This window comes from Oribacterium sp. P9, from assembly GCF_046365365.1.
Classification (GTDB): Bacteria; Bacillota; Clostridia; order Lachnospirales; family Lachnospiraceae; genus Oribacterium.
The window spans coordinates 81,372-94,016 of record NZ_JBKEIS010000002.1; the positions used below are offsets into that span (position 1 = coordinate 81,372).

Below are 12,645 nucleotides of genomic sequence, written 5' to 3' on the forward strand. Positions count from 1 at the left end.
TCAATTACTTGATGGCTCTACCATCACGTCTTCTGATGATAAGCTTGTTGGAAGCCTTCTTCTTATTACGTGTCTTAAGACCAAGTGCTGGCTTACCCCATGGAGTGCAAGGACCAGGTCTTCCGACAGGTGCCTTACCTTCTCCACCACCGTGCGGGTGATCGTTAGGGTTCATGACAGAACCACGAACAGTAGGTCTCCAACCCATGTGTCTCTTTCTACCAGCCTTACCAAGGTTGATGAGGTTGTGGTCACCGTTACCTACAACACCGATGGTTGCACGGCACTCTACAGGAACCATTCTCATCTCGCCGGACGGAAGACGAAGAGTTGCATACTTGCCTTCCTTCGCCATCAGCTGAGCAGCGTTACCAGCAGAACGTACCATACGTGCGCCCTTGCCAGGGATAAGCTCGATTGCGTGAACGTTTGTACCTACAGGAATCTTGGAAAGCGGTAAGCAGTTACCAACTCTTGCCTCAGCCTCAGGTCCGTTCATAACCTTCATACCGTCGGTCAGACCGTTCGGTGCGAGGATGTATGCCTTCTCACCATCAGCATAAGCGATGAGTGCGATGTTGGCTGTTCTGTTCGGATCATACTCGATTCCGATAACAGTTGCAGGGATACCATCCTTGCTGTTTCTCTTGAAATCGATGATTCTGTACTTCTGTCTGTTTCCACCACCCTGGTGACGAACAGTGATCTTACCCTGATTGTTTCTACCAGCGTTCTCCTTTACTGTAGAAAGAAGAGATCTCTCCGGAGTCTTCTTCGTAATCTCAGAAAAGTCAGAACCGGTCATGTTTCTTCTCGAAGGTGTATAAGGTCTATATGTCTTAATACCCATGACTTATTTTCTCCTTTTTACTAGTCACGTATAATAGAGAATTTTTCACGTGACGTACTATGCTATCTGTAAATTAAAGGCCCTTGAAAATCTCGATTTCCTTGGAATCCTCAGTTAAAGTAACGATAGCCTTCTTCGTTGCAGCTGTCTTGCCGAGCTTGAGACCTCTTCTCTTGGCCTTGCCGTCAGCGTTCATCGTATTTACAGCCTTTACCTTTGTACCCTCGAACATCTTCTCAACGGCCTCACGAACCTGAGCCTTGGTTGCGTCCGGATTTACAAGGAATGTATACTTCTTGGATGCCATCTCGCCCATGGACTTCTCAGTGATAACCGGGCGGAGAATAACGTCGTAATACTTAATGTCTGCCATTATGCGTATACCTCCTGGATCTTCTCTACAGCTGCCTTCGTAGCAACTACAGTCTGGTACTTAAGAACGTCGTATACATTGAGCTCGTTCACACCGGCTGTCTTGATGTCAGCGATGTTTCTAGCAGAAAGAACGGTGTTCTTATCGTTCGAATCAAGAAGAACGAATGCCTTCTCAACCTTGAGTGCATCCAGCATAGCCTGGAAGTTCTTGGTCTTGATCTCGTCGAACTTGATCTCATCAACAACGATGAGCTTGTTCTCCTGAACAGCGTTGGTGAGTGCAGACTTAAGAGCTGCTCTCTTCTCCTTCTTGTTCATGGTTGTTGTATAGTCACGTGGTACCGGTGCGAATACAACTCCGCCGCCCTTCCACTGCGGTGCTCTGATGGAGCCCTGTCTTGCATGACCTGTGCCCTTCTGTCTCCAAGGCTTTCTTCCGCCTCCGGAAACCTCTGCACGAGTTAATGCCTTCTGTGTGCCCTGACGCTTGTTTGCAAGCTGAGCAACAACTGCGAGGTGAAGGAGATGCTCATTGATCTCAACGCCGAATACGGCATCGTTAAGATCCATCTTTCCAACTTCCTTGCCCTGCATATCAAATACTGATACGTTAGCCATTTATGTGTTCCTCCTTTCGTACGTTTCAGGCCTTCACTGCTTCTCTGACAGTTACAAGAGCCTTCTTAGGTCCCGGTACAGCTCCCTTTACAAGAAGCAGGTTGTTCTCAGCATCTACCTTAACGATGGTAAGGTTCTGAGTTGTAACCTTTACAGCACCCATGTGTCCTGGCATTCTCTTGCCCGGAAGTACACGTGAAGGTGTTGCGGCAGTACCATTGGATCCTGCGTGACGGTGGAACTTGGAGCCGTGGCCCATCGGTCCTCTGGACTGGCCATACTTTCTGATAGCGGACTCGAATCCCTTACCCTTGGAAATAGCGGTAACGTCGATCTTGTCGCCCTCAGCGAAGATGTCAGCCTTGATCTCGTCCTTAACGTTGTAGTTCTCAGCGTCCTCAAGTCTGAACTCCTTCACAAATCTCTTGCAAGGAACACCAGCCTTGTCGAACTGACCCTTCATAGGCTTGTTTACGAGATTCTCTCTCTTATCCTGGAAGCCTACCTGGATCGCTGCGTAACCGTCGTTCTCAACAGTCTTAACCTGTGTAACAACACAAGGACCAGCCTGAAGTACAGTTACTGGAATTAACACGCCATCTTCGTTCCAGATCTGTGTCATTCCTACTTTTGTTGCTAAAATAGCTTTCTTCATGTGTTCTCCTTTCTACAGCGGAGCCCGATTTCTCAGACTCATACTAGAATCATTACTTGTTCTTCATCTTGATATCGACATAAACGCCAGCCGGCATCTCCAGTCTCTGAAGAGCATCCATGGTCTTCTGGTTCGGACTGATAACGTCGATAAGTCTCTTGTGTGTTCTCTGCTCGAACTGCTCACGAGAGTCCTTGAACATGTGTGTAGCACGAAGGATGGTTACGATCTCCTTCTTCGTCGGAAGTGGAACCGGACCGGATACCTGTGAACCCGTCTTCTTGCAGTTCTCCACAATCTTTGCGGCTGACTCGTCTACAAGGACGTGATCGTAAGCCTTAAGTGTGATTCTCATTACTTGACTTGCCATAAAAAAAGTCGCCTCCTATCGGTGATTTGACGATAAGTCGGTGACTGTACATTAACGCGCACACCTGTCCCATGTGAGATAAAGGATCGATCTGCGCAAATCCATCTGCTGTTTGATGGATTAAATTGTAGTACAGTGACCTGCCGTCAGTTTCTAAACTAGACATTCGCTCCCTGAAGTTCTCTTACATGACTTATACTTGGTTGCCGTCTCAACTCTCAGGCGGAGCCCGGAGGCTCACTGGATCCAAAGGATACTGTTGTACGGATCTTGGCTTTCGTCCATGCAAGCAATCTTCATTTCAACGCTATCATGTCACAGCGTGTACAAAGATAACACACATGCTTTTTTATTGCAAGCAATTTTTCTGAAAACGTGCATAAAATCCGATACACGTTTCCACACTGCCGTGTGTATCACGATATAATGTACAGCACAGCAGGTAACCACCTCGCTGTGCGTGTCATATCATACCATCTGTTTTTCTGAATTGCAAGACCTTTTTTGATCGCAGTTCAGCGGGGACCCGGACTGCAAACGAACGAATGCAACCATCTGTTCTATACTAGAAGAGAGCCCGCTCCTTTCGGAAACGGGCCCTCTTCTATTATAGAAAGGAAATCATCAGTCGATGTCATCGACATCCGGCGGAGTCGCGGTCATCGCCTCGAGGCTGCCATCGAGGTTTGCCTTCAGCGTACCGTCGGCATTAGTCGATACCTTATTACCATCCGCATCGCGGAGATTTGTTTTACTCTTCATGACCAGTCCGGAGTAAGAGATGACGTAGTTCTTTCCATCTACGTAGCAGGTCTGGTACTTCGCACTCTGATCCGCCTGCTGCAGTCTGCCCTCATAATAGAGGTAACCGTTCTTCACGCCGGTGTAGCCGCGGCCGTTGCTCTCTGCATAGTAAGTGATCTTATCGCCATCCGCCTCCGTCATCACGAAACGTCCGGTCTTTACCGAGCAGTCTGCCCTACTGGATCCACAGTAGTAGTAATGCACGCTTGCGTCAGTCGTCGTGGAGCCCTTCTGCATGCCATATACCGGATTTCCCTTTTCGTTGAAGAGGTACTTCTTACCGCTGATCGACTGCACGAGGAAGTTGCCGGTCGTACCAGCTGCCGGTCGTCCATTCGAGCGGAAGTAGAAATACTCTACATCACCGCTGGCGAGACTCTCATCATAGGAGCCGTCGCTGTTCTGCGGTCCGGTCGTCGTATACCAGGTGTTCTCGATCAGCTGGCCCTGCTTGAAGTGATCGTCGGTTTTCATCGCGAAATACATGTATCCGCTGATCTCCGGGGTCGTATCCTGTACCTTCGACCATCCGAGCTGCATCACGCCATTCTCATCGAAGCCGTACTTGAGACCATTGATGGTCTTTACGGTAACGTTATAGCTGTCAGACGCGTACTTTTTATTCGTTCCAGTGGCGAAGAAATACCAGGCTGCATGATTCGTGCTGTAGTTCACATCGTCCTCATAGAAGCTCTGGTCCTCCTCCGGAATCGTCAGGTACTGCCAGCCTGAAACAGCGGCACCTGTGTTCGGATTACAGTAGTAGCTGTTTCCATCTACCCAGCCGGTCTGCATCACACCCATCTCATCGAAGTAGTAGCGATAGCCGCCGACGGTCTGCCAGCCGCCCTTTTTCAGGGTGCCGTTCCCGGTAGCGTAGTACCAGATCACCTGACCGTTGCTCTCCGCCTTGATCCAGGCGTTCGCCGCCACGGTTCCGTTATCCTGCATATATACCGGCTCGCCGCTGGTGTTCGTCGTCCAGCCGGCCGCAAATGCACTCGTCGCGGAAATCACCGCAAGCGCACTGGCTGCGATCAGAAGTTTTCTAAGCTTTTCTTTCATCATATCGTATCCCTCCGGACCCGGCTCTACCGGCCCCAACGCCTGTGGATGCACTGGCTCCGGTCGCCGCCGTCCTCTTTCGGACCGGATGTATGCGCTCGTGTGCGCCTCACCGGACGATTTTCCAGTCTGCATCATACTTATGCTATAATAATAGCCTTTCACTCATGCAAATGCAATTTCTATTCCATGAAGAATACTGAATAATCCCGGCGAAATGCTTACGATTCTCTTACATTCACACGCGTCACCGTGGCTTCGTTCGTCACGCCTACCGCCTTCGGCCAATGCTGTTTTCTCTACTATTATGACTTTTCGCAGCTTTCCCAGCGGCCGCTGCAGCCGCATGGCAGCACGAGTCCGGTTTCCGTCACCGGCAGGCCGACCTCTTCCGAGTGGATCACACCGCCGAGGCGTGCACGGATCGCCGTGCCGAGCATATAGCTCATGACCGCCGGCTGCAGTCCGGTCGTGTAGGAATTGATGAGGAAGAAGATGCTGTCTTCCGTCAGCAGCTTCGCCGCCTGCTGCACGAGCGGATAGACCGAATCCTCGATCTTCCAGATCTCCCCCTTCGGTCCACGACCATAGGATGGCGGATCCATGATGATCGCATCATAGGTATTGCCACGACGGATCTCTCGCTCGACGAACTTCATACAGTCGTCGACGAGCCAGCGGATCGGCGCATCCTTGAGATGGGAGGCCTCTGCGTTTTCCTTCGCCCACTGTACCATGCCCTTCGAGGCGTCCACATGGGTCACCTGGGCACCAGCCGCGGCCGCGGCCAGGGTCGCACCGCCCGTATAGGCAAAGAGATTCAGCACCTTCATCGGACGGTCGATACCTGCCTGCTTCCGACGCTCCACTTCCCCGAGGATACGATCCGCGAACCAGTCCCAGTTCGCCGCCTGCTCCGGGAAGAGACCGGTATGCTTAAACGTAAACGGCTTCAGGTGGAAGGTCAGGGTGCGTTTTTCTATAGGAAGCTTCTCGAGCTGTGCATAGACCGGTGCCGTCGGGCAGTAGGTCGCACGCACGTCCGGCTTCAGGGTCGAGGCGGCCGCATCCGCGCCACCGAGCACGTAGGAAATCTTCCACTGCTTCGGAAGATCGAAGAACTCCCACTCGCCGCCGCCCTTGTTCGAGCGATGATAGTGGCCGTTCAGCTTCTTCCAGTACGGATTCCGGAAGGGTGTCTGCCAGATAACCTGTGGATCCGGGCGACGGAGGATATACTTCCCCCAGCGCTCCAGCTTGTCGCCGTTTGATGTGTCGATAACTTCATAATCTTTCCAATGATCTGCAATAAACATAGAACTCCTATCGTCCTCCGCTGAGAATTTTCCACTGCAGCGGCAGGTACCGTTTCAGTACACGCTTCAGCCCATACGCGGCCGCGACAGCGACCACCGGGGTCAGCAGGTACAGCGCGAGGCGCACCGCTTCTCCCCATCCGTCGTACGGAATGCCCAAGTACTGTATCATATAATACTGTGCGCGCGCAATCGGATAATGCACTGCGTACAGAAAGAAGCTGTTTTTCATATAGGGTTTCGCTTCCGGCAGACGGTCTCCGGGCAGGACGAACCAGACGCCGAGCACGAGCAGCAGTCGTCGCACGATGGCGACGAGCGCCTGCGGACCACTCCCGGACAGTGAAAGCACAAACAGTGGAAGCTGCTGAAGGCACTTTCCGATCCAGCGCGCCAGTGCCCCTCCGCTCATCAGGTAGGCCGGCATCGACATCCGCGCGATGCCGCTCCCATCATAGAGCACGAAGCTCATCAGCTTCGCCGGGGTCAGGATCTGCAGCAGCCATGCTAGCAGCAGGAGGCCAATGCCGGCGATGCGGCACCCTCTCTCCATGGAGCTGCGACGCTGACGGGCGTTCGCTGCCACTGGCAGGACGACGATCTCCGCCTCCCCTTTCACCTTTCCAGGCATCGCCTTCCGGAGAAGCCGGGCGTCCGCTGCGGCGCCTTCGAACAGCCCCCGTCCATGACAGGCGAACAGGGCGCCGACGTCATAATAGATGAGGGCGTCTGAATTGACCAGCGGGAGCGTGGCGCCTGCACCGATCGCGGTGGCGAGCAGGAGAAGTGACAGAAGCATAACGAACGCGTTCCGGAGCAGCAGGTAGAGAAGAGGCGCGAGGAGCGTCAGCAGCATCAGCTGGTACATATACCAGAAGGTCGGATTACAGCTGTGGTTCGCAGCAGCCTCACTCATCGCCGTGAGGGAGAAGTGCCGACGGCCGGTCAGCACGTAAGCGAGATACCAGAGCACATTCCATGCGCCATAGGGTACGAGCAGCGACCAGACCCGCTCCTGCCACTTCCGCCCGATATCCCGGAAGCCATGCAGTGTCCGGAAGAAGAGGTAGCCGGAGATCAGAAAGAATCCCGGCACCGCCATCTGCCCGAGGGCGTTCGACAGAAGGTGCTCGACGTGGCCGGCGACGCCGGTGATGCCGGCAAGCTCTGCACCGGTATGGTCTGCGGTCAGGATCATCGAGCTGAGCGTCGTGTTGTCGATCGCGAGGTTTACGCTGTGAATCAGGACGACGAGCAGGGACATCAGGAAGACGTACCAGTTTATTTTATTTCGAAATCTGTTTTCTTGTGTCGGATTCATAGCCTTTATTTTACATAGAAAAAGAGCCGCCTGCAACGGCGACTCTTTCGTATATCGATCCATATATCGGTCAGCGGATCCTGTGGATCGGAACGTCTTTTGATACACACTGCCATCTCCGGGCAGTTGGTTCAGTATCACGTCCGAACACGGCACAATCCATGCGATTTACAGTGGAAGCTCCATCTGCTGGGTCATCTCCTCGCGATGTGCTCTGTAGGCAGCGACCTTATCGTTGATTTTCTGGCTGGAATCCAGGATCGAGGAGATCGACATATCATGATTCAGGTTGTCGATGATGAGGGCGATGTACTTCGCCATATCGACGCTGATGTACCACGGCTTCGTCAGAAGCTCCGGCTGCTGGTAGATCAGGTTCGTGGTGAAGACACCGTTTAAGGTGCCGTTTGCGTACGCCTGGTCGAACTTGTTGAAGCCGGAGGTGAAGAGACCGAAGGTGCAGCATGCGAAGACACGTCTCGCCTTACGCTCCTTCAGCTCCTTGGCCGTATCGATGAGGGACTCACCGGAGGAGATCATATCGTCGATGATAAATACATCCTTACCCTCTACGTCTGCGCCGAGGAACTCATGGGCCACGATCGGGTTACGGCCGTTGACTACCTTTGAGTAGTCACGTCTCTTATAGAACATACCCATGTCGATGCCGAGCACGTTTGCGTAGTAGATCGCACGGCTCATGCCACCCTCATCCGGAGAGATGATCATCATGTGGTTCTTATCGATATCGAGGTCCTCTACATGTGCGAGGATCGACTTGATGAACTGGTAGGAGCAGGAGATGTTGTCAAAGCTGTCCTGCGGGATCGCATTCATGACACGTGGATCATGTGCATCGAAAGTGATGAAGTTCTCCACGCCCATCGCATGAAGCTCCTGGAGCATCATCGCGCAGTCGAGGGACTCACGTCCGGTACGCTTGTGCTGGCGGGACTCATACATGAACGGCATGATGACATTGATGCGCTTCGCCTTGCCGGTCGTCGCTGCGATGACGCGCTTCAGATCACTGTAGTGATCATCCGGGGACATGTGGTTCACCTGGCCGAACAGGCTGTAGGTCTGTGCATAGTTCATGACGTCAACCATCAGATACAGATCTACGCCACGTACGGTCTCGAGGATGTTCGCCTTCGCCTCACCGGAGCCGAAGCGGGACACCTTCGCCTGTACGATATAGCTGTCCTTCTGGTAACCGTTGAACGCGATGGTCTCCTTGTGATCACTCTCACGCTGGGTACGCCATGTAGAAAGATACTCATCGACCTTCTGGCCCAGTGGCTGGATCGAATCGAGCGGCATCAGCGCCAGTGGTCCCACCGGGATACGCTCAATAAACTCTGAAGTTCTGGAATCTGACATTTCTCTCTCCTCCTTAGAAACGTTCCAATCTCAAATCAACCTTCTTTATATATGTAAACAGTCATGACTGTCAACATTTTTTTACCATACATTCTATAACTACAGCTTTTTCCATAACAGTACAGACAGAGGACCCGGTGGGCGGTAGCTTTTTCCACCTATCCCAGAGGCCTATGGGCTTTCGGCTCAGCGCAGCCTCTGGTCCACTCCGTAGAGCGGGATGTAGTCGTACTCCGCCATGATACGGGAGACGATACGATCAGAATAACGGTCCTGCATCGCCCGGAAGTTCAGATTCGTCGAAATCATCACGGACTTGTGCAGTACCATCCGCTGATTCAGCACATAAAAGAGACGCGAGGTCGTATAGCTGTTGTTCATCTCCGTACCGAGATCGTCGATCACGAGGAGATCGCAGTTCAGGATCGCATCCTCTGTTTCCTCCTGCTCCTCCACATCATGCCGGAGCGCTCTCGAAAAGCTGTCGAAGAGATCCGTGCTGGTGAAGTAGATCACCGAATGGTAGCTGTCCATCAGCGCCTTCGCCACACAGTTGATGAGGAAGGTCTTTCCGGTACCCGGATTTCCCATCAGGATCACGTTGCCGTGCCGCTCATCGAAGTTCTGCGTCCAGTCCAGCAGCAGATTCCGGACCTCCGCCATATACTGACGGTTCGTCTTTCCGCCCGCACCATCGATCAACTCCCGATCATCGAAGCGTGTGAGATCGAAGTGATCGAAGTTCTGTGTTCGTACGATACGCCCAAGATGGGACTGCTGATAGATAAACTGCATCTGCATATTTTTGAAGCAGTGACACTTCTCTCCACCGATGAAGCCGGTATCCTGGCAGTCCGGACAGGTATACTGCATCTCGAGATAGTCTGCCGGGAAGCCGTTTCGCACGAGCAGATCCTTCTTCTCCTCGCCGATGGCGCGGATATGGTCCTTCAGGTTCCGAAGCTCCTCCTTCTGTCCCTCGCGCATCAGCTGGAGCGTGCGCCCCGCCTCTGCGCGCACAGAAGCCTCCAGAGCCTTCAGCTCCGGAAGCTTCTGATACGCGTCCTTTTTCCGTGCCTCGAGATGCATCGCATCCTTCATCCGACGGACGTCATAGACGTGCATGATTTGATTATACTGTGCATTCGTGAGTGCCATTCTTCATCCTGTCCAGCACACGCTTCTGTGCGATGCTGTCATAATCGATTTCTGACTTTTCGATGTTAAGGAACTTGTTGTTTCTGGAGCTGGAACCACGGGTCTTCTTTTTCGTCTTCTTCTCTTCGAAGGACCTGATCAGCTCCCGTGCCTGTGCCAGCGTGACGATGCCCTGCTCGTGCCAGTTGATCGCGACAGCCTGCAGATACTTGCTGGTCGTCTTCTTGATGCTCGCACAGTACTCAAGCAGATACTCGATGACATCTGCCTGCATGTGGAGATCTTTATACATATACTGAAGCGTCTCCACCTGACGGATGCTCGGAAGTGTCGGCAGCACATGCTTCGCCACAAACAGAATACCGGCGAACTCCTCGTCATCGAACACATCATCGACGGTACCGGAAAGCTTCTCGAGCTTCTGCTCGGCCTGCTCCATCGCCTGTGCCGGAATCGCGGTCGAAACAGCCGCCGCAGCGCTCTGCGCCTCTGCTTCCGCCTCCATATCGCAGGTCTCGCGGAGCTCCTCGCGAACGAGGGCATCGGTCCCCGCCTTAAAAACGCCCTGCTTCTCCCAGTAGCGCACGGCACGCTCGATATCACCGTCGGTCAGGTTCAGTGCATCCGCCGCATCCGTCACCGTAAACTGCTCTCCCTTATGCCGAAGCATCAGAAGATATACTTTTATATAATCCCCGTTCGCCGATCCCAGATACTTATCCAGAAAATCGTTCGAAATACAGGTCGCATGTACCGCAAGGTTATCAACAATATTTGTGCCCATCTCAACTACCCGGTTCTATCTACATTCCGTGATACGGAAATCTACAGTTAAAAAAATCCGATGCAAAATCGATCACGCAGACGTCGTTCTCAGGGTACGCGCCCACCGCAATGCCCGGTGGCAGAACCACCGTTTGCTTCGGTGAAATGATGATAACACAGGGTGCAAAGCTCTTCAACCGATCCAGTCCACAACTTTATCCACCTAAGTTATCCACATCGCGGTGGATAATGTTCACAGCTGAAAAGTCAAGACCTACATCTCGATTCTAAATTGTTTACAATTTTATTGCAATGTGTAAAAGCGCGTAAAATCGATGTCAAGAGCGGCAGCGGATTGTATTTAAATAGTACAATCCGGTGTTTATCCACAGCATAGCGGTGGATTTCCATTAATATCTGTTGATGAAAACTTATTTCTTTTTGGTAAACGCTTACATTTTCAGTCGGATCTGGCAGGTGGCCCGGCGGGATTCGTAATACAAAATGAGGCCAGAACCCGCGTAAGGGGTTCTGGCCTCGTCTGATCAGGCTTCTTCCACGATGGCACCCGGCTGCTTCAGCAGGTCGTCGCCGACCTTATAGATGTCGCCCGCGCCCATCGTAATCAGGACATCCCCCTCCTCTACATGCTGCAGGAGGAAGTCCTCGATGTCTTCAAACTTCGGAATGTAATATACATTTGTATTCTGCTCGAGCATATGCTTCCGCAGATCATCGGAGCTGATGCCGATGGTGTTCTTCTCTCGTGCCGCATAGATGTCCGCCAGCACGATCTCATCCGCCTGGCTCAGCGCGCCTGCAAAATCATCCAGCAGCGCCGCCGTACGACTGTAGGTATGCGGCTGGAATACGATCCAGAGCTTCCGGTGCGGATACTTCTTCGCCGCCTCGATGGTCGCTGCGATCTCCTGTGGATGATGCGCATAGTCATCGATGATGGTGAAGCCGTTCACACTGCCCTTCTTCTGGAATCGGCGATCTGTACCGGTGAAGCGCTTCAGACCACGCAGGATCGTCTCCATCGGGATATCGAGAGAGCGAGCGACGGCAACCGCCGCAAGCGAGTTATAGATATTATGCTCGCCGGTAACGCCGAGCTCCACCTGTGCCAGCTCTTCGCCCTTATAGAAAAGGGTATAGCTCGGGTGTGCGAACTTATCGTAGCTGATGAAGTTTGCCGTATAGTCTGCATCCTTCTCGTGTCCGAAGGTGACTACCCGGCACTTCAGCGCCTGCGTGAAATACTCACTGTGCTTGATGTCCTTATTGATCACCAGCAGGCCATCCTCCGGCAGCTTCTCTGCGAAGAGCTTAAAGCTGTGACGAATATCATCGATGTCCTTAAAAAAGTCGAGGTGATCGGCTTCGACGTTCAGGATGACCTCGATGGTCGGGAAGAAGCTGAGAAACGAGTTCGTGTACTCACAGGCCTCCACGACGAAGGTCTCCTGTCCACCGACGCGGATGTTTCCACCGATGTCCTTCAGCATGCCGCCGACAGAAACGGTCGGATCCTTATGCGCCTCGAGCAGGATCTCCGTGATCATCGAGGTCGTGGTCGTCTTTCCATGGGTGCCCGAGACATTGATCGCCTCCTTATAGTTCCGCATGATCTCACCGAGAAGCTGGGCCCGGGTCAGCATCGGGAGATTCTTCTCCTGTGCGGCTCTGAACTCCGGGTTATCCGGGTGAATCGCCGCCGTATAGACGACGACGTCGATGTCATCTGTGATGTTCTCTGCCATCTGCGGATAGTGGACCACCGCGCCCTGCGCTGCCAGCTGGTCGGTCAATGCTGACTCATGGCTGTCAGAGCCGGACACCGGAAACTTCCGTGAGAGCAGGATCTCGGCGAGACCGCTCATGGAAATACCGCCGATACCGATGAAATGAACGTGTACAGGCTTATCAAACTGAATCTGATACATATATTCTCTACCTTCT

The 12,645-nt window shown here is 52.8% G+C and carries 12 protein-coding genes; all 12 read right to left on the bottom strand.

Translation table 11 applies throughout. The features are described 5' to 3' along the window. Positions 1-4 precede the first annotated feature (4 nt). Positions 5-850: a 50S ribosomal protein L2 gene (gene rplB, locus ACK8P7_RS02620; protein ID WP_410042675.1), complete on the bottom strand. Its 846-nt coding sequence runs from the start codon at positions 848-850 to the stop codon at positions 5-7. Positions 851-923: 73 nt separating this feature from the next. Beyond that, positions 924-1,223, bottom strand: coding sequence for a 50S ribosomal protein L23 (rplW, locus tag ACK8P7_RS02625; RefSeq protein ID WP_410042676.1), 300 nt, complete (start codon positions 1,221-1,223; stop codon positions 924-926). Then, positions 1,223-1,843 carry a 50S ribosomal protein L4 gene (rplD, locus tag ACK8P7_RS02630; protein WP_410042677.1) on the bottom strand — a complete coding sequence of 207 codons (621 nt, stop codon included), beginning with the start codon at positions 1,841-1,843 and terminating at the stop codon, positions 1,223-1,225. Before rplD ends, rplW begins: the two co-directional genes overlap by 1 nt. A 25-nt stretch (positions 1,844-1,868) precedes the next feature. Then, positions 1,869-2,498: a 50S ribosomal protein L3 gene (gene rplC / locus ACK8P7_RS02635; RefSeq protein WP_410042678.1), complete on the bottom strand. Its 630-nt coding sequence runs from the start codon at positions 2,496-2,498 to the stop codon at positions 1,869-1,871. Positions 2,499-2,550: 52 nt separating this feature from the next. Beyond that, on the bottom strand, positions 2,551-2,868 hold the full coding sequence (rpsJ, locus tag ACK8P7_RS02640) for a 30S ribosomal protein S10 (RefSeq protein ID WP_410042679.1): 318 nt from the start codon (positions 2,866-2,868) through the stop codon (positions 2,551-2,553). A gap of 624 nt (positions 2,869-3,492) precedes the next feature. Continuing rightward, positions 3,493-4,740, bottom strand: a complete 1,248-nt coding sequence (locus tag ACK8P7_RS02645) for a cell wall-binding protein (protein WP_410042680.1) — start codon at positions 4,738-4,740, stop codon at positions 3,493-3,495. 302 nt (positions 4,741-5,042) lie between these two features. Then, positions 5,043-6,053, bottom strand: coding sequence for a class I SAM-dependent methyltransferase (locus ACK8P7_RS02650; RefSeq protein ID WP_410042681.1), 1,011 nt, complete (start codon positions 6,051-6,053; stop codon positions 5,043-5,045). 7 nt (positions 6,054-6,060) lie between these two features. Further along, on the bottom strand, positions 6,061-7,374 hold the full coding sequence (locus ACK8P7_RS02655) for an acyltransferase family protein (protein WP_410042682.1): 1,314 nt from the start codon (positions 7,372-7,374) through the stop codon (positions 6,061-6,063). Positions 7,375-7,542: 168 nt separating this feature from the next. After that, positions 7,543-8,757, bottom strand: coding sequence for a ribose-phosphate pyrophosphokinase (locus ACK8P7_RS02660; protein ID WP_410042683.1), 1,215 nt, complete (start codon positions 8,755-8,757; stop codon positions 7,543-7,545). 186 nt (positions 8,758-8,943) lie between these two features. Next, positions 8,944-9,915, bottom strand: coding sequence for an ATP-binding protein (locus ACK8P7_RS02665; protein WP_410042684.1), 972 nt, complete (start codon positions 9,913-9,915; stop codon positions 8,944-8,946). After that, entirely contained in the window at positions 9,890-10,699 is an 810-nt protein-coding gene (locus ACK8P7_RS02670; RefSeq protein WP_410042685.1) for a DnaD domain protein, read from the bottom strand. Before ACK8P7_RS02670 ends, ACK8P7_RS02665 begins: the two co-directional genes overlap by 26 nt. 526 nt (positions 10,700-11,225) lie before the next feature. Then, entirely contained in the window at positions 11,226-12,629 is a 1,404-nt protein-coding gene (gene murC / locus ACK8P7_RS02675; RefSeq protein WP_410042686.1) for a UDP-N-acetylmuramate--L-alanine ligase, read from the bottom strand. Positions 12,630-12,645 lie beyond the last annotated feature (16 nt).

What these genes read in the sequence shown, in the direction of transcription:
- murC (WP_410042686.1), bottom strand. Translation starts at nt 12,629, where the DNA reads ATGTATCAGATTCAGTTTGATAAGCCTGTACACGTTCATTTCATCGGT.
- ACK8P7_RS02645 (WP_410042680.1), bottom strand. Translation starts at nt 4,740, where the DNA reads ATGATGAAAGAAAAGCTTAGAAAACTTCTGATCGCAGCCAGTGCGCTT.
- rplW (WP_410042676.1), bottom strand. Translation starts at nt 1,223, where the DNA reads ATGGCAGACATTAAGTATTACGACGTTATTCTCCGCCCGGTTATCACT.
- rplD (WP_410042677.1), bottom strand. Translation starts at nt 1,843, where the DNA reads ATGGCTAACGTATCAGTATTTGATATGCAGGGCAAGGAAGTTGGAAAG.
- ACK8P7_RS02655 (WP_410042682.1), bottom strand. Translation starts at nt 7,374, where the DNA reads ATGAATCCGACACAAGAAAACAGATTTCGAAATAAAATAAACTGGTAC.
- rplC (WP_410042678.1), bottom strand. Translation starts at nt 2,498, where the DNA reads ATGAAGAAAGCTATTTTAGCAACAAAAGTAGGAATGACACAGATCTGG.
- rplB (WP_410042675.1), bottom strand. Translation starts at nt 850, where the DNA reads ATGGGTATTAAGACATATAGACCTTATACACCTTCGAGAAGAAACATG.
- ACK8P7_RS02650 (WP_410042681.1), bottom strand. Translation starts at nt 6,053, where the DNA reads ATGTTTATTGCAGATCATTGGAAAGATTATGAAGTTATCGACACATCA.
- ACK8P7_RS02665 (WP_410042684.1), bottom strand. Translation starts at nt 9,915, where the DNA reads ATGGCACTCACGAATGCACAGTATAATCAAATCATGCACGTCTATGAC.
- ACK8P7_RS02660 (WP_410042683.1), bottom strand. Translation starts at nt 8,757, where the DNA reads ATGTCAGATTCCAGAACTTCAGAGTTTATTGAGCGTATCCCGGTGGGA.
- rpsJ (WP_410042679.1), bottom strand. Translation starts at nt 2,868, where the DNA reads ATGGCAAGTCAAGTAATGAGAATCACACTTAAGGCTTACGATCACGTC.
- ACK8P7_RS02670 (WP_410042685.1), bottom strand. Translation starts at nt 10,699, where the DNA reads ATGGGCACAAATATTGTTGATAACCTTGCGGTACATGCGACCTGTATT.